We start from the raw sequence: 17,139 nt of genomic DNA, 5'->3' as shown, positions 1-17,139 counted from the left end.
CGGGGTAGGTGACGAGCGGCAGAGAGGCCACGGCGATCCAGACACCGGTGAGCAGGCACTCGGCGAACAGCGCGAACCTCTCGGCGAGCAGCGACTCGCGGCGGGCCTTCGGGCGGGCGTGGTCGGTGGCCATGTCAGCCCTTCAGTCCGGACGTCGCCATGCCGTCGATGAGGTAGCGCTGGAAGGCGAGGAAGAAGAGCAGCACGGGCAGCAGCGCGACCAGGGACATCGCGATCATGCCGCCGTAGTTGGCGGCCACGCCGTCGGAGTCGCGGAACATCATCATGCCGAGGGAGACGGTGTACTTGCCGGGGTCGTTGAGGTAGATCAGCGGGCCCATGAAGTCGTTCCAGGCGTTGATGAACGTGAAGATCGCGCTGGTGATGAGCGCCGGACGGCACAGCGGCAGCACGATCGACCAGTAGGTCCGCAGGTGCCCGCAGCCGTCGATCCTGGCGGCCTCGTCGAGTTCCTTCGGCAGGCTCCGCATGAACTGCACCATGAGGAAGACGAAGAACGCCTCCGTGGCCAGGTACTTGCCGAGCAGCAGCGGCACATAGGTGTTGATCAGCTGCATCTTCTGGAACATCACGTACTGCGGGATGAGCAGCACGTGGTAGGGCAGCAGAAGCGTGCCGATCATGAGAGAGAACAGCAGATTGCGGCCCGCGAACCTGATCCGTGCGAACGCGTACGCGGTCAGCGAGCAGGAGATCAGGATGCCGACGACGGCACCGACGGCGTACAGGAGGGAGTTCTGGAAGAACGTCCAGATGGAGATGTCGGCGATGCCGTTCGCCAGGCCCTTGAAGTTGTCGATGATCGGGTGGGCGGGGAACAGTTGCAGGCTGTTGATGATGTTCTTGCTGGGCTTGAACGACGCCCCGATCACCCAGAGGACGGGATAGAGGACGACCGCGAGGACCAGCAGGGCACCGATGTGCCAGGCGAAGGAACCGGCGCGCCTGCGGCCGGGGCCGCCGAGCCGGGTGCGGACGGTGGTCGTGGGGGTGCTCATCGGGCGTCCTCCTCGTAGTGCACCCACTTCTTCTGGGACCAGAAGAGGACCGCCGTCACGAGGGCCACGGCGAGCAGCAGCATCCAGGCCATCGCGGAGGCGTAGCCCATCTGGGCGTTCTTGAAGCCCTGCTGGTACAGGTAGCAGGTGTAGACGAGCGTGGCGTCGGCCGGGCCGCAGTAGGTGTTGGAGACCACGTAGGCCGAGGCGAAGATCTGGAACGAGTGGATCGTCTCCAGCAGCACGTTGAAGAAGAGCACCGGGGAGATCATCGGCAGCGTGATGTTCCAGAACCTGCGGAAGGCCCCGGCGCCGTCGATCGCCGCCGCCTCGTGGAGTTCGTTCGGCACCTGTTTGAGACCGGCCAGGAAGATGACCATGGGCGCGCCGAACTGCCAGACGGTGAGCGCCACCAGGCAGTACAGGATCCAGTCCGGGTTGCCGACCCAGCCGCCGGCGTGGATGCCGACGGCGGACATCGCGCGGTCCACGATGGCGTCGTCGGAGAAGATCGACCGCCAGACGAAGGCGACCGAGACACTGGCGCCGATGAGCGAGGGGGCGTAGAACGCGGCCCGGTAGAACGCCTGTCCCCGGCGGCTCTGCGCGAGGAGCAGAGCGACACCGAGGGCGAGCAGCAGCTTCAGCGGCGTGCCGATGACGACGTACTTCGCCGTCACCTCCACCGACTTCTGCCACCGGGGGTCGTCGAACATCCTGGTGAAGTTGTCCAGGCCGACCCACTTCGGTGTGTTGAAGAGGTTGTAGTCGGTGAACGCGAAGTACAGCGAGGCGACCATGGGTCCCGCGGTCAGGAGCACGAAGCCGGCGATCCACGGGGACATGAAGAGGTAGCCGGCGAGGTTCTCCCGGCGGCCCCGCCGCTTGCGGGCGGCGGGAGCGGCGGAACGGGCCTTCCGGGTGTCGAGAGGCGAGTCCTTGACGAGCGTCACGGGGGTTCCCATCAGTTCCGGTCAGGCCTGGAACGCGGCCTGCGACTCGTCGAAGAACTGCTTCACCGCGTCGGCGACCTTGACCTTGCCCAGGCCCAGGTCGCCACCGATACGAAGGAAGGCGGCCTCGATGGTGTCGGCGCCTGAGGGGTGCGGGGTGATCGTGCCGAGGACACCGGCCTTGGCGGTGTCGTCCTCGTACTGCGCGATCTCCTTGTTGACCTCGTCCGTCGGCTTGAAGGCCTCGTACTGGTCGGTGCTGGCGAGGATGCCGCGGTCGTAGCCCATGATCTTGCCGACCTCGGGGTCGTGGACCATGAAGTTGATGAACTGGGCGACTTCCTTCGGGTGCGAGGTGCGTGCGGAGGCGCTCAGCATCAGGGAGGCGAGGTACTGGCCGGTGTGCTTGCCGTCCATGGTGGGGATCGGCGCGAGACCGTAGGTGCTGTTCCCCTCGGCGGTGTAACGGACCGTGAAGTTGTCCCAGGTGAATTCGGACGCCCCGTGCCCGGCCGAGAGCGAGGACTTGGGCCGGTCCTGGGCGACAATCTTCGGGTCGGTGACGATCCCGGCCTTCACGCGGCTGTAGCCGTCCTGCCACCACTCCGTCAGATCGGCCTTGTCGAAACCGAGTCCGTCCTTGGTGTAGAACGCCTTGCCGTTCTGCCGGAGGTAGAGGTCGTACAGGTACATGATGCTGAAGTAGCCCGTGTCCCCCGGGACCTTGGTCTTGTCGTGGATGGTCTTGAGGGCCTTGAAGTACTCGTCCCAGGTCCAGCCCGTCGCCGGCTCGATGCCGGCCTTCTGGAAGACCTTCTTGTCGATGACGAGCGCCATGGTGTTGGAGCCGACGGGAATGCCGAGCTGCTTGCCGTCGACCTCGCCGACCTTCGTGACACCGGCACGGAAGTCACTGAGGCTGATATTGCCCGCGTCGATCTGTGACTTGAGGTCGAGGAGGACGCCTCTCTTGTCGTACTTCCGAAGGAATGTGACGGCGTTCTGGAATACGTCCGGGGGATTTCCGCCGGACGCCTGCGTCTGGAACTTCTCCCAGAAAGACTGGTAGTCCTGGAAGTCTGTCTTGACCTTGATCTTCGGATACTTCTTCTCGAAGAGCTTGATGGTTTGGTTGATCTTCTTCGCCCGTTCGTCGGCACCCCACCACGAGTAACGGATCGTCACGGTCCCGTCCGCCGAGGTGCCGCCGTTGCCGCCGCAGCCCGTCGTCGCGACCAGCCCGAGGGTGGCCATCGAGGCTCCCGCCGCCTTCAGGATCGTGCGCCTTTCAACATTCCCGGTTCCCATGGTCGGGCCCCTCCCCGCAGCAACGCCGCCGCTCGTGAATCGTTTCAAGTAAGCGCTTGCTGGCACAAGGTACGGAGACCCTCCGGCCTCGTCAATGATTCGGACAGGAATTGGTGAGAGCGGGGTGGGGCGGCAACGGGCACCACAGAGAGGCGAGTTCGGACCGGGAAACGAGAAGCGCGCAGGTCGCGAGGGTCGGCGCCGCCGAGGCCGGCTGGTACGGCGGCCGAGCCCAGGGTGGCGGATTCGGCCGGTGCGGCGGCCGAGTGCCCGGATGCCGGATACGGCCGGTGCGGCGGCCGAGCGCCCCGATACCCGGCTCCGTGGGGCGGCAGGCCCGGACGTCCGGCTCCACCGCGCAGCGGCAGACCGGGGACGAGGCGAGGAAGCGCTCCTGCGCCCAGTGCCCGCATGCAGGCATACGCCAAGGGCGGCGCCGCTCGTCTCCTGAGCAGCGCCGCCCTTGATTTTGTGGGCGATACTGGGATCGAACCAGTGACCTCTTCGGTGTGAACGAAGCGCTCTCCCGCTGAGCTAATCGCCCGGGCGCAGGAAGAACATTACCGCACGTCAGCGGATGCCTCCGACCAGGGGCGGGTCACTCCTCCCTGATGTTCCAGGGCACCACGAAGCCGAACTTCCAGATGTACACACCGACCAGCGCGGCCACGATCGCCACGCCGGCGGTCGTCAGCAGGAGGTTGCGGCGCCGCACCCTGGGGTCGAGCGCACGGTGCGTCGCCTCGGTGACCTTGCGTTTCGTCCAGCGCAGCACCAGCTGGGCCCAGACGAACTCGCTCGCCCAGATCGCCATGCCGGCGAAGATCACCAGCCACCCCGGGCCCGGCAGCGGAAGCAGGATCACGCCGCCCGCGACCACCGCGAGGCCGACCAGGAAAACGCCCACCTGCCAGCTGAGGTGCAGCGCCCGCCGAGCCTTGATGAATTCAGGCGCCCTGGAACCGAGCGCCCGCTCGGTCTTCGACCCCTCGGCGGCCACGGCGGACTCACCCCGCTCGTCACTCCGCGTATTCATGCAGCCAAACCTACCCGAGAGAAACCAGTCACCGGAATGGCCGCATCGCACGAACGATGTCTCGGCCGGATGAGCTACGTAAAGACAGGCAAAACACTCAGAGGGGTTTACAACGGCACCGTAGGTGGCATGTCGATTTCGCCGACGTGCGAATCCCCGAGCGCACACTGAGCGAAAGGCCCTGGCGCTTATGAACACCACGGTCAGCTGCGAGCTGCACCTGCGCCTCGTTGTGTCGAGCGAGTCCTCACTGCCTGTACCCGCGGGACTGCGGTATGACACGGCCGATCCCTACGCCGTGCACGCCACCTTCCACACCGGAGCCGAGGAGACCGTCGAGTGGGTGTTCGCCCGCGACCTCCTCGCGGAGGGCCTGCACCGGCCCACAGGGACCGGCGACGTCCGCGTCTGGCCGTCCCGCAGCCACGGTCAGGGCGTCGTCTGCATCGCCCTGAGCTCTCCGGAGGGCGAGGCACTGCTCGAGGCCCCGGCGCGGGCACTGGAGTCGTTCCTGAAGCGGACCGATGCGGCCGTGCCTCCCGGCACGGAGCATCGCCATTTCGATCTCGACACGGAGCTCTCCCACATCCTGGCCGAGAGCTAGCGCAAGACAGCCACGCCACCCGGCGCCGTCCACTCGGGGAGACGGCTCGGGTCAGGACAACCGCATACGGCACACCCGGGCGCCGTCACCGCGAGCCCTCGCGGAGGCGGCGCGCCGGCCTTCTACGGAGAGTCACCTCCTCGCTGCACCACGTGACGTGCCCGAAGCCGACCCTGGCGGCGGTCCTCTCGGGGCAGGAAACCGCTAGGCTCGGCCAGCATCGGCGGGCGTCCGCCCGACTTCAGGCCAGGGGAGCGACACGTGCTGATCACCCATGACACCCGGTGCGCGCTCGATCTCGTGGTGGACCTCGTGAACACCACACCGGAGGGCGACGAGCCGGACGGGCTCCCGGACGTCGCCGCCCTCGACGACTTCGCGCGCGGACACGCGGTGAGCGATCTCGGCGTTCTTTCGGAGTTCGACCTGTCGGCGGTGCGCAAGATCCGGGGACGGTTCGCCGCGGTCTTCGCCGCGCCGGACGCCCGGACCGCGGCGGGCCTCATCAACGAGCTGGTCGCGGCGGCGGGCACCACGCCCCGGCTGACCGACCACGACGGCTACGACTGGCATGTGCACTACTTCGCCCCCGGCGCCTCCCTGGCCGACCACATCGCCGCGGACTGCGGGATGGCGCTGGCGTTCTTCGTGGTGGCCGGGGAGCAGGAGCGGCTGCGCCGCTGCGAGGCGCCCGACTGCCGCCGCGCCTTCGTCGACCTTTCCCGCAACCGCTCAAGGCGTTACTGCGACAGCCGTACCTGCGGAAACCGCCTTCATGTGGCCGCCTACCGGGCACGCCGCAAGGAGGCGGCCGGCTGAGCGAGGCACCGACCGCGGGCGCGGACGGGCGCGGCCGACGGCGAGGGGTGGGAGAAGTCGCGAGGCCGGAGCCGGCCGAGGAGCCGGACGCGCGCGGGCACTCACCGTGACCGGAATGCGATCCGCCTTCCCCGCTCACCCGGTGGGCTGACGGAGCCCTCGGCGGGTGGCGCCAGGGGCTCCGCATACGGCTCACAGCAGCAGCAGGTCGTGCAGCGATGCCATGAGCAGCAGACAGCCGATCACCGCAAGGAAGATCATCAGCGGTGGCTGGGAAAGCGCGAAGAGACAACCCCGACGATCCTCGGGAGGAGCGGTGGGGTCGCTCTGGGTTGTGTCCAGCATCTCGCGGCGATGATGGCGCAGCTCGCGCCCGCCGTGCGATCAACACGCACGGGATGACGATGTGATCGCCAATTCCGCGAGGTGCGGAACGAAGATGATCTAGGCGTGCCCACCCTTGATCGCCAGCGCGCCACGAGCCGACCGCTCGCCAGTTTCCCCATCCGGCCCGAGCCGGGTGGCGGCCCGGGGTGGGCGAGGTGTCATATGCCGTGCTTCTTCAGGATGGCCTCGATGTCGGTGAAGTCGTCCGCGGGGTCGGCCGCCCGGGGCCCCGCCGTGGGACGAGCCGCGGGAGGACCCCCGGCGCCGAGCGCCGGCGCGGACGACGTGGGAGCCGTCGCCTCCCGCCGCGAGGCACGCGCGGCCCTGCGCTCCTTGCGGCTGCCGCCGCGCCTGCGTTCCACGGCCCGGGTGGTCGCGAACAGCAGCCAGGCGACCCCGAGCACGCCGAAGCCCGCCCAGGCCGTGGGGCTGAAGGCGGTGTCGGCCAGCCAGCCCACCACCCCTGTCATCACCAGGCCGATGGGCACCAGCGCGTACGCGGCGATACGGGCCGCGGCCAGAAAACGCTTGCGGAAGGCCGTGACCGCGGCGATGCCGAGGCCGGCCGCGGAGACGGCGGAACAGACTGTCTCGGCAATCATCCGGTCCTCCAAGCGGAGATCGGTCGGGGGCGGGGATCGGTCGGTGAGGGGATCGGTCGGATCGATCGGTGAGGGTTCGGTCGTCGGAAGGCGGTTCGTCCTTTCCATCCTGCACCGCCCGACGCCCCGCGGGCCACGCTCCGGACGCACGTCAGGGACATCTCCGGGACATCTCGGGGTCGGTTCCTCCCCAGGGTGCGGACCCGTCTCCACCCCTGACCTCACCGGCGCTCTCCACGCCTCCACCTCCGGGTGCGGAGATCCCGTTTGGGGGCCGTCGCGGGTGCTGGGAGACTGTGACCATGAGCGACTCCTCCCCAGCCCGCGCAGCCGCCCCCGTCCTGGACGTGTGGTGCGAACTCCAGTGCCCCGACTGCCGTACCGCCCTCGATGATCTGCGCGCGCTGCGCGACCGCTACGGCGACCGGCTGGAACTGCGGCTGCGGCACTTCCCGCTGGAGAAGCACCGGCACGCCTTCGCCGCGGCGCAGGCCGCCGAGGAGGCGCTGGCGCAAGGACAGGGCTGGCCGTACGTGGAGGCCGTGCTCGGCCGGGTGGAGAAGCTGGACCGCGAGGGAGAGGCGTTCCTCATCGATGTGGCCCGCGAACTCGGGCTGGACGCCGAGGAGTTCGACACGGCTCTGATCGACGGCCGGCACATCCTGATCGTCGACGCCGACCAGGCCGAGGGCAAGGCGATCGGCGTGACCGGCACTCCCACGTACGTGATCGGCGGTGAGCGCCTCGACGGCGGCAAGAGCCAGGAGGGACTGCGCGAGCGGATCGAGGCGATCGCGGACCGGCTCCTGGCCGGGCAGGGGGCCTGATCAGGCCCCGTCCTACAGCAGGGGCTTGTACAAGACGTAATCCGTCGACCGGTAGCCGAGTGACTCGTAGAGGCGCTCGGCCGGGGTGTTGCCCGCGAACACGTTCAGTCCGAGGACCCGCCGACCGGCGGTGAGAGCCTGCGCCTCCGCCAGGAGCAGGAGCGTGCGGCCGTGCCCCCTCCCGCGGTGGGCCGCCTCGGCCTCCACGTCGAAGACGAACGCCATGTCCTCGCGCACCGCCAGCCACAGGGTGCCCACACGCGTGCCCTCGTGCTCCAGCACGCTGAACGTCATGCCCTCGCTGCGCATGCCCCGCGGCAGCAGCTGCTCGTGGTCGCGTCGCGCCTTGGCGCGCGCCACGGCCTCGGGCACACCCCGCTCGATCCACGTGCGCGCATAGTGCTCCCGTTGGTACTCCTGCCAGGCCGCGAACTCCGCCCCGGTCATGGGGCGTGCGCGGCTGCCCTCGGGCAGCGGGGGCGGGGTGTCATCGAGCCGCTTCTCCATGCCGCGGTTGCGCAGGACGTAACCGAGCGTCTCGGTGAGCCGCAGTGCGACCCGCGCATCGGCGGGGACCCGGGCCTCGATCTGCCGGCAGCCCCAGCCCCGCGCCACCTCCTCCGCGGCGAGCGCGGCCACGGTGCCCCGGCCGCGTCGGCGGTCGGACTCCTCGATGCGCAGGTCGATGATCCGGGCCACCGACTCACCCAGGGACGGCGAGGTGCCGAGGTGTATCGCCCCGACGGGACGGCTGTTCACGCACACCTGGTAGCGACGTGAACGCGTCCCGTCGGCGTGATGCTGAAGCGGCTCGGTCGGCCGCAGGGTCGTGGTCATCAGGGGTGTTCTACCCGCGGCGGCGACCCGCGTCAGCCGGTTTTCCGGGGCTCACGGATCCAGGTCGTTCCCGGATCGCTCGTCGAAGATCCGCATGGCCTTGGCGGTCACCGGCCCCGGCGCTCCCGCGAGTTCCCGGCCGTCGACCCGGTGCACGGCCTGCACGTCCCGCAGCGTGGACGTGAGGAAGATCTCGTCCGCGTGCTCCAGGACGTCCATCGGCAGATCGGTCTCCTTGGCACCGGTCCACTCCACGGTGAGGGCCCGGGTGATGCCCGCGAGACAGCCGGAGGCGAGCGGCGGCGTGTGGATCTCCCCGTCGAGGACGACGAACACGTTCGACCCCGTGCCCTCGCAGAGCCGGCCGACCGTGTTGCCGAACAGGGCCTCGGTCGCTCCCTGCCCGGTCGCCCGGGCGAGCGCGACGACGTTCTCGGCGTACGAGGTGGTCTTCAAGCCGGTCAGCGCGCCGTGCTCGTTACGGGTCCACGGCACCGTGATCACGGCCGTGGAGTCGGGGCGCCGCGTGGTCGCGCCGAGGGCCACGACGAGGGTGGGGCCCTGGTCGCCGCGGTCGGAGCCGAGCGGGCCGTGGCCGCCGGTGTACGTGATGCGCAGGCGCCCGAGCGGCATCGGGTTGGCCTCCAGGACGGCGGCGCAGGCGCGGCGGACCTCGTCCAGGTCCGGATCCGGAAGGCCGAGTCCGCGGGCGGAGCGGGTGAGCCGGTCGAGGTGGCGGGTGAGTGCGAACGCCCGGCCCTCGACGGCCTTGACGGTCTCGAAAACGCCGTCGCCGACGGTCAGTCCGTGGTCGAAGACGGAGACGCGGGCGGACTCGATGTCCTGCAGCCCGCCGTCGAGCCAGAGCTTCACTGCTGTCTACCTCGCAAGATCGTGGCGGAAGCGCCGTGCGACGCGTCGTCCGGCCCGTGGCCGTGCCGCGGAGCCCGGGACGTGTGCCGCGGGTGAAAGGTCATTGCGGCCCCAGGTCCACAAGGTCCTGGTACTCCCCCGACGCTACCGCGAGCAGCCGGGCGGCCTTCAGTTCGGTCTCCCGCCACTCGCCCTCCGGGTCGGAGTCCCAGGTGATACCGGCGCCGGCGCCGAAGCGCAGGACGGCCGCGCCGTCGGAACTCCGCTCGATCCAGAAGGTACGGATGCCGACGGCCAGCTCGCCCACGCCCCGGTCGGCGTCGACCCAGCCGATGCCGCCGCAGTAGGGGCCGCGGGGCGCGGTCTCCAGGGCGTCGATGATCCGCAGCGCGCTCGACTTGGGGGCGCCGGTGATCGAGCCTGCCGGGAAGGCGGCGGCGAGCAGGTCCGGCCAGCCGGCGTCCGGGCGCAGCTCCCCGCGGACCGTGGAGACGAGGTGGACGAGGCCGGGGTGCTTCTCGACGGCGCACAGGTCGGGCACGGTGACGCTGCCGGTGACGCAGACGCGGCCGAGGTCGTTGCGGACCAGGTCCACGATCATCACGTTCTCCGCGTAGTCCTTCGCCAGCAGCTCCGCCTCGGTGCGGGCGGTGCCCTTGATCGGGCCGGACTCGACGGTGCGGCCGGCGCGGCGCAGGAACAGCTCGGGGGACGCGGTGGCTATCTCCACGCCGTGTTCCGGCAGACGGATCGTTCCTGCGTACGGGGCGGGATTGCCGCGGGCCAGCACGGCGGCCAGGGCGTCCACGTCGGCGCCGGGCGCGACCGGCGCCGAAAGCACCCGGCAGAGGTTCACCTGGTAGACCTCCCCGGTGGCGATGTGCTCGCGGATCCGGCGCACGCCTGCCGTGTACGCCGCGCGGTCGAGGGAGGACGCCCAGTCACCGGCGTCGGGTCCCGGCCATCGGCCCGGCACGGGCGCGGGCACCGGCTCTTCCCGTACGTCCGCGAAGCGGGCGCAGGTCAGACGCCCCTCGTAGTCCGCGCAGACCGCCCAGAAGCCGGCGGAGTCGAGGGCGGCCGGGTCACTGGTGACATCGAGGAGACCGGTGGCTACACGGTCGCCGAAACGGGCGAGAGGAGGCAGGTCGGGCACGGTGTCGAGTCTAGGGCGGGTGTCCCCCGGGTGGCCCGCGAGTGTCCCGGCGGTGGTCCGGCCGTGTCCTTGACCAGGCGCAGGGCAGCACGCTGCGCAAACGCGTTTTTGTGCTGGCCCGGGAATCCGCTAGAGTTCAACACGTCGCCGGGACGCGGAAGCGGACCGACAAACGACAAGCGGACGTAGCTCAGTTGGTAGAGCGCAACCTTGCCAAGGTTGAGGTCGCGAGTTCGAGCCTCGTCGTCCGCTCGAAGGAACCAGGAGATCTTCCCGATCCCCTGCACTCCTGGTGGAGTGGCCGAGAGGCGAGGCAACGGCCTGCAAAGCCGTCTACACGGGTTCAAATCCCGTCTCCACCTCCAAGGACGATTAGCTCAGCGGGAGAGCGCTTCCCTGACACGGAAGAGGTCACTGGTTCAATCCCAGTATCGTCCACTGGATCTTCGGATCCCCCGCGCGATTAGCTCAGCGGGAGAGCGCTTCCCTGACACGGAAGAGGTCACTGGTTCAATCCCAGTATCGCGCACGCACTGCCCGTGATCTTCGGATCGCGGTCCCGAGGACGATTAGCTCAGCGGGAGAGCGCTTCCCTGACACGGAAGAGGTCACTGGTTCAATCCCAGTATCGTCCACACATCGAAGCCCCCGGCCGTGCGGCCGGGGGCTTCTTCGTGCGCTCAGCTGGAGAACAGCATGTGACCGAAGCTCTTGTGACGGTGGTGGCCGTAGTGGCCGTGGCCTCCGTGGTGGCCCTCGTGGTGGCCGCCGTGCGGCGCGCCCCAGGCGGGAGCGGACGGGTACGCGGGCGGGGGCGGCGGTGCGGGCTGCGCCCACTGGGCCTCCAGACGGGTGAGCGCCTCCAGCTCCCCGTAGTCGAGGAAGATGCCGCGGCAGCCGCTGCACTGCTCGATCTGGACGCCGTTGCGGTTGTACGTGTGCATCGGCGCATGACACTTCGGACACTGCATGCTCGGCTCAACTCCTCGCCGGTCGGTGGGGCTTCGCCAGATAGGGACTCGGTGCGGGCCGGAACGGTTGCACCCTGGGTCGCAGGTCATTGCCCCAACTTCGGCGGAATCGAGGCTATTCGGGCACAGGCGTCGACCACGGCCTGCTCGACCTCGTCCAAGGCGCGGTCTGCTGCGGCGGACTTGGCGACGGCCCGGGCGGCCGTCTGCACGGTGAGGGCGCGGGCGGGCACGTCCAGGGCCGGCCAGGGCTCACCGGTGGAGGGGACCGCGGGACCGCCCGCCCGGCGGTACGCGTCGAGGAACCGGCCCCACTCGTCCGGCGGGAGCAGACCGCAGGCGTACCAGGCGGCCGGGCGGGCCAGGTCCCAGGCCGGTTCACCGAGGCCGAGGTCGTCGACGTCGATGAGGAGCCAGGGGCCGGTCCCCCCGGGGTGGCGTACGAGCTGGCCGAGGTGGAGGTCGCCGTGACAGAGAAAGCGCGCGGAGGGCATGGGCGCCTCGGCTCTGGCCCAGGCCGGCAGGCCGGCCCAGGCGCGGAGGACGCTTGCGGCGGCCGGGTGGGGGCCGGCGGCCCGGAGGCGCTGGACGGCGCGGGCGGCCTTGGCGGGGCCGCGCATGGCCGGGAGCCCGGTGGGGGCGGGGACCCGGTGCAGCTGAGCGAGAAGGGTGGCGGCGGCCTCCCACGGGGCGGCATCCGGAATATCGGGGTCCACAGGGGTGCCGTAGGGCCAGAAGGACACCAGGCGGCCGTGGAGGTCGGCGGGCGTGGGGCGCAGCGGCGCCAGGAAGACCTCGGGGAGGTCGGCGGCGGCCCCGAGACGGAGGGAGAGCTCCCCGAGGTCCGTACCCGGGGCATGCGCCTTGGCGACCGTGCCACCGTGCCGCACGACCGTCCCGTCCTCCCGCTCGGCCAGCACGGAGTCCGGATGCCCACACCCTCCTCCTCGAGGATGAGCCGCACACCGGACTGTGGCGGTCAGGGCGGGCAGTACGTCGACGGTCACGGGGCTCCCTGGGCAGTACAGCACTCGCCCCAGAGCGTACGCACGAGGCGGGAGCTCCGGTCTTTCACCCGAGACCACAGCAACCGTCAATTGAGGAACCACGACGGCGAGCACCACGTCCGCGAGAGCGGCGCCGGTTAAGGCGCAAAATAACGCCCGCGCAGCTCCCCAGCTGCGCGGGCGTCGGTGCCGTCCGTCGTACCCCCGTCCCCACGGGGTTGCATGGGTGGATATCCCCGCCCGGACCGCTCTTCCGGGCCTGGGGCGCCGCTCAGCGCCCCAGCATCACGCCCACGGACGACGCTTGTGTGACCACTGCATCCCAGCCGCCGAAGGCGTACACGAGCAGGGCCGCCAGGGGGAGGACCATCGCGGTCGCCACCAGGGGGTGGCGGCGGCCCTGGCGGCGGGTGCCGAACGCGGCGTACGCCCTGCGCCCCTGCGTGCGGATCAGTGTCCGCGGTGCCGTGTGGGCCATGGTCCCTCTCCTGACCGTGGTGCTGTTGTCGTTGGCAGCGGCGGATGTCTGACCTCGGGGGACGAGTGCTGCACCCGCCGCTTGACCTCAAATCTAGGCTTCTGGCGATCCCCGGTCGTCATGCCCTCGTATCGATTACCTGGCCTCCCCGAGGAGGAGTGATGGCCTGCGGCGTACTCCCCTGGGTGGAGACGAGGTCCTAGGTTTCGGGGTCTTCCCGGAGGGGACGCCCGGTGTGCCCCTTCTGCTCTGATCCGTCTTCCCGTGGAACCGGCTGCTCCACCAGCGCCAGCACCCGGTTCGCCATGAAGCGGGCGGTCCGCACGACCGTTCCGGAACGCGTGACTTCGCTCACTTCCACCACCCCCCTGCGCACCGCCGTCTCCACGCGGCGGCCCGCCCTGCTCGCCACCACCTCGTACGTGCGCGTTGTGTCCCCCGCGTCCACGACTATCTCCACACGATCACCCTTCACGGGTTCAATCCCCCTTCCCCAGCGGGTGTTTGGGATCATGGACGGCGCGCCACGGACCTGCTCGCGTCCGTCCTGACCACCTCTCAAGTCTCCCACGGGGCACTGACAATCGATCGGGGCGAGAGGGCGCGGCCTCTGCGCGCACCCGGCTGTGGAAACGTAAGCTGTGGCTCGTCAAACGGACCGGGCAGCGGGGATGGACATGGCGATGATGCGCCTGAGGCGTGAGGACCCGCGTGTCGTCGGCTCGTTCAGGCTTCACCGGCGGCTCGGCGCGGGCGGGATGGGCGTCGTCTACCTGGGCTCCGACAAGCGGGGCCAGAGGGTCGCGCTGAAGGTGATCCGGCCGGATCTCGCGGAGGATCAGGAGTTCCGGTCGCGGTTCGCACGTGAGGTCTCGGCGGCACGGCGGATTCGTGGTGGGTGTACGGCGCGGCTGGTGGCCGCCGATCTGGAGGCGGATCGCCCGTGGTTCGCCACGCAGTACGTGCCCGGGCCGTCGCTGCACGACAAGGTCGCCGAGGAGGGCCCCCTCACGGCCGCCGAGGTGGCCGCGGTCGGGGCCGCCCTGTCCGAGGGTCTTGTGGCGGTGCACGAGGCCGGGGTCGTGCACCGGGATCTGAAGCCGTCCAACATCCTGCTGTCCCCGAAGGGGCCCCGGATCATCGACTTCGGCATCGCCTGGGCGACCGGTGCCTCGACGCTCACCCACGTCGGCACGGCCGTGGGGTCGCCCGGCTTCCTCGCCCCCGAGCAGGTGCGGGGGGCCGCCGTCACACCGGCCACGGACGTGTTCGCGCTGGGCGCCACACTGGCGTACGCGGCGACCGGGGACTCGCCCTTCGGACACGGCAGTTCCGAGGTGATGCTCTACCGCGTGGTGCACGAGGAGCCCAAGCTGCACGGCGTCCCGGACGCTCTGGCTCCGCTCGTCCGCGCCTGTCTCGCGAAGGACCCCGACGAACGCCCGAGCACCCTCCAACTCTCGCTCCGGCTCAAGGAGATCGCGGCCCGGGAGACCCAGGGCCTCACGGACGTCAGGCCGTCCGACCGGCGCGGCGAGGTGGACCGGCCGTCGGGGCGGCTCGCGCAGCAGTACGCGGAGCAGCGCACCGTGCGCCGCCCGCAGGGGCCGGGCACTCCCCCGCCCCGCAGCAACGGCTCCCGGCCGGGGTCGCGTCCGACGCCCGCGCAGCGCGGTACCTCGACCCGCTCCGGCGGCCGTCCCGCACCGCGCAGTGGCGCCGGGCGGCCGGCGCCCCGCACCACCGGGACGGGGCGGCGGCCGGCCAACCCGCGGCTGCTGCGCCAGCGGATCTTCGTGTTCGTGGTGGTCACACTGCTGGTGGCGCTGGGCATCGCGGCGGCCCAGGGGTGCCAGGGGCCGGCGCGCGGCATGGACGACGGACGCGTACGCAAGGACGTGCGACCGGAGCAGTCGTATGCGCCCCTGACCGGCGACCTGATGGCCGAGCAGTACCGCAGCGAGCTCGACCGACACGGCTGACCGGGCACAGGCGGACGACCGGGGACCACCGACCGGGCCGACCCGGAAGACGGGGGCTAGGACCGGGGGCGGCCGGTTGCGACCGCGTAGAAGGCGACCGCGGCCGCCGCGCCCACGTTGAGGGAGTCGACGCCGTGGGCCATGGGGATGCGGACCCATTCGTCCGCCGCGACCAGCGCCTGGGTGGACAGCCCGTCGCCCTCCGCGCCGAGCATCAGCGCGACCCGGTCCATCTGGTGCGGAGCCGCCTCGTCGAGCGTCTTGGCCTTCTCGTCGGGGGTGAGCGCGAGAAGCGTGAAGCCGGCCTCGCGGACCGACTCCAGGCCCCTCGGCCAGGTGTCGAGGCGTGCGTACGGCACCGAGAAGACCGCGCCCATGGACACCTTCACACTGCGCCGGTACAGCGGGTCGGCGCAGTCGGGTGACAGCAGGACCGCGTCCATCCCGAGGGCGGCGGCGGAGCGGAAGATCGCCCCGATGTTGGTGTGGTCGTTCACGGATTCCATGATCACGACCCGGCGGGCGGAGGTCAGGAGTTCGTCCGCCGCCGGCAGCGGCTTGCGCTGCATGGAGGCGAGGGCGCCGCGGTGCACGTGGTAGCCGGTGACCTGTTCGGCCAGTTCCGGGCTGACCGCGTACACCGGGGCCGGCAGCTCGTCGATGACATCCCGCATGACGTCGACCCACTTCGAGGACAGCAGCATGGAACGCATCTCGTAGCCGGCCGCCTTGGCCCGTCTGATGACCTTCTCGCCCTCGGCGATGAACAGTCCCTCGGCGGGTTCGCGCTTGCGGCGCAGCTCCACGTCGGTCAGACCCGTGTAGTCGGTGAGGCGCGGGTCGTCGGGGTCCTCAACGGTGATGAAAGCGGCCACAGGGTGATACTGCCTTGTCGGGGGAGCGGTGCCAACGGCTGGAACGGGACGTGTTACCCCGGGTTACTCGACCGGCCCCGGTCCCACCGTCACGACCTCGCCGATGACGATGACCGCCGGGGGCTTCACGTCCTGCTCCCGCGCCGTCTCCGCGACCGTCGCCAGCGTCGCGTCGACCCGGCGCTGGGCGGCCGTCGTGCCCTCCTGGACCAGGGCGACGGGGGTGTCCGGCGCCTTGCCGTGGGCGACGAGCGTCTCGGCGATCTTCCCGATCTTGTCGACACCCATGAGGATCACGAGCGTGCCCGTCAGCCGAGCCAGGGACGGCCAGTCGACCAGCGAACGCTCGTCGTCAGGGGCGACATGCCCGCTGACCACTGTGAACTCGTGTGCGACACCGCGATGCGTGACGGGGATGCCGACCGCGCCCGGCACGGAGATCGAGCTGGAGATGCCCGGGACGACCGTGCACGGGATGCCCGCCTCGGCGAGCGCCTGCACCTCCTCCATGCCGCGGCCGAAGACGTACGGGTCGCCGCCCTTGAGGCGAACCACCGACTTGCCCTGCTTGGCGTGCTCGATCAGCGCGTTGTTGATGGCCTCCTGGGCCATGAAGCGGCCGTACGGGATCTTCGCCGCGTCGATCACCTGGACGTGCGGCGGGAGTTCGGCGAGCAGGTCCCGGGGGCCGAGGCGGTCGGCGATGACCACGTCCGCCTCGGCGAGCAGCCGCCGCCCGCGGACGGTGATCAGGTCCGGGTCGCCGGGGCCGCCGCCGACGAGCGCCACGCCGGGGGTGCGGGTGCGGTGGTGCGGAGCCACCAGGGTGCCGTCGCGCAGTCCCTCCACCACGGCGTCGCGGATGGCGGCGGTGTGCCGGGGGTCGCGACCCCTGGCCTCGGTGGTGAGGACGGCGACCGTGACGCCCTCGCTGTGGCCGGTCGCCGGGGTCCACGCGGTGGCCGCGTCGGCGTCGTCGGAGCGGACGCACCACACCCGGTTCGCCTCTGCCTCCGCCGAGGCCCGGGAGTTCGTTTCGGGGTCGCTGGTGGCGATCAGGGCGTACCAGGCGTCCGCGAGGTCGCCGTCCTCGTACGGGCGCTTCTTCCAGGTGATCTCGCCCGCGTCCGCCATGGCTTCGACCGAGGGGGTCGCTTCCGGGGACACGAGGACGACGTCCGCGCCTGCCGCGATGAGCGCGGGGAGGCGGCGCTGGGCGACCTGGCCGCCGCCGAGGACGACGACGCGGCGTCCGGTCAGGCGGAGCCCTACGGGGTACGGGGGGTGTTCGGCCATGGAGGTGCGGCTCCTCGTGCGGCGGTGGGGACGGCGGCCTCTGCGGCTTTGGAGGGGCCTGACGTGCGGAATTCTATGGTGCGGACGTCAGGGGCGGCTCACCTGGTCG

At 70.5% G+C, this 17,139-nt stretch carries 19 protein-coding genes and 6 tRNA genes; 9 read left to right on the top strand and 16 right to left on the bottom strand.

All coding sequences use genetic code 11. The features are described 5' to 3' along the window. Positions 1-134: 134 nt before the first annotated feature. The 5 genes from C3488_RS18815 to C3488_RS18795 form a co-directional block, all read right to left on the bottom strand. A complete protein-coding gene (locus C3488_RS18815; RefSeq protein WP_103840879.1) occupies positions 135-1,019 on the bottom strand; it encodes a carbohydrate ABC transporter permease in 885 nt (294 codons plus the stop codon). Continuing rightward, complete coding sequence (locus C3488_RS18810; protein ID WP_374955432.1) at positions 1,016-1,984, bottom strand: carbohydrate ABC transporter permease; 969 nt, start codon at positions 1,982-1,984, stop codon at positions 1,016-1,018. The genes C3488_RS18815 and C3488_RS18810 overlap by 4 nt, the downstream gene beginning before the upstream one ends. 9 nt (positions 1,985-1,993) lie before the next feature. Continuing rightward, on the bottom strand, positions 1,994-3,280 hold the full coding sequence (locus C3488_RS18805; RefSeq protein ID WP_103840877.1) for an ABC transporter substrate-binding protein: 1,287 nt from the start codon (positions 3,278-3,280) through the stop codon (positions 1,994-1,996). Between the two features lie 472 nt (positions 3,281-3,752). After that, positions 3,753-3,824 (bottom strand) — tRNA-Val (locus C3488_RS18800). Positions 3,825-3,878: 54 nt separating this feature from the next. Then, positions 3,879-4,316, bottom strand: coding sequence for a TIGR02611 family protein (locus tag C3488_RS18795; protein WP_103840875.1), 438 nt, complete (start codon positions 4,314-4,316; stop codon positions 3,879-3,881). 190 nt (positions 4,317-4,506) lie between these two features. Here C3488_RS18795 and C3488_RS18790 point away from each other — a divergent pair, with 190 nt between their 5' ends. Both C3488_RS18790 and C3488_RS18785 read left to right on the top strand, forming a co-directional pair. Continuing rightward, positions 4,507-4,920, top strand: a complete 414-nt coding sequence (locus C3488_RS18790; RefSeq protein ID WP_003959770.1) for an SsgA family sporulation/cell division regulator — start codon at positions 4,507-4,509, stop codon at positions 4,918-4,920. Positions 4,921-5,181: 261 nt separating this feature from the next. Continuing rightward, complete coding sequence (locus tag C3488_RS18785) at positions 5,182-5,739, top strand: CGNR zinc finger domain-containing protein (RefSeq protein WP_103840873.1); 558 nt, start codon at positions 5,182-5,184, stop codon at positions 5,737-5,739. A gap of 192 nt (positions 5,740-5,931) precedes the next feature. Here C3488_RS18785 and C3488_RS40575 read toward each other — a convergent pair whose 3' ends face one another. Then, positions 5,932-6,084, bottom strand: a complete 153-nt coding sequence (locus tag C3488_RS40575) for a hypothetical protein (protein WP_181139077.1) — start codon at positions 6,082-6,084, stop codon at positions 5,932-5,934. A gap of 200 nt (positions 6,085-6,284) precedes the next feature. Beyond that, a complete protein-coding gene (locus C3488_RS18780) occupies positions 6,285-6,728 on the bottom strand; it encodes a hypothetical protein (RefSeq protein ID WP_103840895.1) in 444 nt (147 codons plus the stop codon). 302 nt (positions 6,729-7,030) lie between these two features. Here C3488_RS18780 and C3488_RS18775 point away from each other — a divergent pair, with 302 nt between their 5' ends. Continuing rightward, a complete protein-coding gene (locus tag C3488_RS18775; RefSeq protein WP_103840872.1) occupies positions 7,031-7,555 on the top strand; it encodes a DsbA family protein in 525 nt (174 codons plus the stop codon). Between the two features lie 12 nt (positions 7,556-7,567). Here the strand turns inward: C3488_RS18775 and C3488_RS18770 are convergent, their stop codons facing one another. From C3488_RS18770 to C3488_RS18760, 3 genes are all read right to left on the bottom strand, one after another. Next, entirely contained in the window at positions 7,568-8,392 is an 825-nt protein-coding gene (locus C3488_RS18770; protein ID WP_103840870.1) for a GNAT family N-acetyltransferase, read from the bottom strand. Between the two features lie 51 nt (positions 8,393-8,443). Next, complete coding sequence (locus tag C3488_RS18765; RefSeq protein ID WP_103840868.1) at positions 8,444-9,265, bottom strand: aminotransferase class IV; 822 nt, start codon at positions 9,263-9,265, stop codon at positions 8,444-8,446. 100 nt (positions 9,266-9,365) lie between these two features. After that, entirely contained in the window at positions 9,366-10,421 is a 1,056-nt protein-coding gene (locus tag C3488_RS18760) for a chorismate-binding protein (protein WP_103840866.1), read from the bottom strand. 179 nt (positions 10,422-10,600) lie between these two features. On the opposite strand from C3488_RS18760, the gene C3488_RS18755 reads away from it, so the two are divergent. From C3488_RS18755 to C3488_RS18735, 5 genes are all read left to right on the top strand, one after another. Then, positions 10,601-10,673, top strand: a tRNA-Gly gene (locus tag C3488_RS18755). 39 nt (positions 10,674-10,712) lie between these two features. Beyond that, positions 10,713-10,786 (top strand) — tRNA-Cys (locus tag C3488_RS18750). Position 10,787: 1 nt separating this feature from the next. Then, positions 10,788-10,859, top strand: a tRNA-Val gene (locus C3488_RS18745). Positions 10,860-10,878: 19 nt separating this feature from the next. After that, positions 10,879-10,950 (top strand) — tRNA-Val (locus tag C3488_RS18740). Between the two features lie 34 nt (positions 10,951-10,984). Then, positions 10,985-11,056: transfer RNA gene (locus C3488_RS18735), tRNA-Val, on the top strand. Between the two features lie 45 nt (positions 11,057-11,101). On the opposite strand, the gene C3488_RS18730 is transcribed toward C3488_RS18735, so the two are convergent. The 4 genes from C3488_RS18730 to C3488_RS18715 form a co-directional block, all read right to left on the bottom strand. Next, positions 11,102-11,392, bottom strand: coding sequence for a zf-TFIIB domain-containing protein (locus C3488_RS18730; RefSeq protein ID WP_103840864.1), 291 nt, complete (start codon positions 11,390-11,392; stop codon positions 11,102-11,104). 86 nt (positions 11,393-11,478) lie between these two features. Then, on the bottom strand, positions 11,479-12,399 hold the full coding sequence (locus tag C3488_RS18725; RefSeq protein ID WP_103840862.1) for a phosphotransferase family protein: 921 nt from the start codon (positions 12,397-12,399) through the stop codon (positions 11,479-11,481). Between the two features lie 271 nt (positions 12,400-12,670). Beyond that, complete coding sequence (locus C3488_RS18720; protein ID WP_103840860.1) at positions 12,671-12,877, bottom strand: hypothetical protein; 207 nt, start codon at positions 12,875-12,877, stop codon at positions 12,671-12,673. 199 nt (positions 12,878-13,076) lie between these two features. Next, entirely contained in the window at positions 13,077-13,352 is a 276-nt protein-coding gene (locus C3488_RS18715) for a hypothetical protein (protein WP_103840858.1), read from the bottom strand. Positions 13,353-13,548: 196 nt separating this feature from the next. Between C3488_RS18715 and C3488_RS18710 the strand changes: the two genes are divergently transcribed. After that, positions 13,549-14,859: a serine/threonine-protein kinase gene (locus C3488_RS18710; protein ID WP_103840856.1), complete on the top strand. Its 1,311-nt coding sequence runs from the start codon at positions 13,549-13,551 to the stop codon at positions 14,857-14,859. 56 nt (positions 14,860-14,915) lie between these two features. Here the strand turns inward: C3488_RS18710 and C3488_RS18705 are convergent, their stop codons facing one another. Together C3488_RS18705 and cobA are read right to left on the bottom strand one after the other, a co-directional pair. After that, positions 14,916-15,734, bottom strand: a complete 819-nt coding sequence (locus C3488_RS18705) for an RNA methyltransferase (protein WP_103840854.1) — start codon at positions 15,732-15,734, stop codon at positions 14,916-14,918. A gap of 63 nt (positions 15,735-15,797) precedes the next feature. Then, entirely contained in the window at positions 15,798-17,030 is a 1,233-nt protein-coding gene (gene cobA, locus C3488_RS18700; RefSeq protein ID WP_103840853.1) for a uroporphyrinogen-III C-methyltransferase, read from the bottom strand. Between the last annotated feature and the right edge of the window lie 109 nt (positions 17,031-17,139).

It is taken from the genome of Streptomyces sp. Ru72, assembly GCF_002920635.1.
Lineage (GTDB): Bacteria > Actinomycetota > Actinomycetes > Streptomycetales > Streptomycetaceae > Streptomyces.
The sequence above is the reverse complement of the archived record's forward strand: the minus strand, read 5'-3'. Positions and strand labels throughout refer to the sequence as shown.

What these genes read in the sequence shown, in the direction of transcription:
- C3488_RS18775 (WP_103840872.1), top strand. Translation starts at nt 7,031, where the DNA reads ATGAGCGACTCCTCCCCAGCCCGCGCAGCCGCCCCCGTCCTGGACGTG.
- C3488_RS18720 (WP_103840860.1), bottom strand. Translation starts at nt 12,877, where the DNA reads ATGGCCCACACGGCACCGCGGACACTGATCCGCACGCAGGGGCGCAGG.
- C3488_RS18710 (WP_103840856.1), top strand. Translation starts at nt 13,549, where the DNA reads ATGGACATGGCGATGATGCGCCTGAGGCGTGAGGACCCGCGTGTCGTC.
- C3488_RS18780 (WP_103840895.1), bottom strand. Translation starts at nt 6,728, where the DNA reads ATGATTGCCGAGACAGTCTGTTCCGCCGTCTCCGCGGCCGGCCTCGGC.
- C3488_RS18815 (WP_103840879.1), bottom strand. Translation starts at nt 1,019, where the DNA reads ATGAGCACCCCCACGACCACCGTCCGCACCCGGCTCGGCGGCCCCGGC.
- C3488_RS18790 (WP_003959770.1), top strand. Translation starts at nt 4,507, where the DNA reads ATGAACACCACGGTCAGCTGCGAGCTGCACCTGCGCCTCGTTGTGTCG.
- C3488_RS18805 (WP_103840877.1), bottom strand. Translation starts at nt 3,280, where the DNA reads ATGGGAACCGGGAATGTTGAAAGGCGCACGATCCTGAAGGCGGCGGGA.
- cobA (WP_103840853.1), bottom strand. Translation starts at nt 17,030, where the DNA reads ATGGCCGAACACCCCCCGTACCCCGTAGGGCTCCGCCTGACCGGACGC.
- C3488_RS40575 (WP_181139077.1), bottom strand. Translation starts at nt 6,084, where the DNA reads ATGCTGGACACAACCCAGAGCGACCCCACCGCTCCTCCCGAGGATCGT.
- C3488_RS18810 (WP_374955432.1), bottom strand. Translation starts at nt 1,984, where the DNA reads ATGGGAACCCCCGTGACGCTCGTCAAGGACTCGCCTCTCGACACCCGG.
- C3488_RS18770 (WP_103840870.1), bottom strand. Translation starts at nt 8,392, where the DNA reads ATGACCACGACCCTGCGGCCGACCGAGCCGCTTCAGCATCACGCCGAC.
- C3488_RS18730 (WP_103840864.1), bottom strand. Translation starts at nt 11,392, where the DNA reads ATGCAGTGTCCGAAGTGTCATGCGCCGATGCACACGTACAACCGCAAC.
- C3488_RS18795 (WP_103840875.1), bottom strand. Translation starts at nt 4,316, where the DNA reads ATGAATACGCGGAGTGACGAGCGGGGTGAGTCCGCCGTGGCCGCCGAG.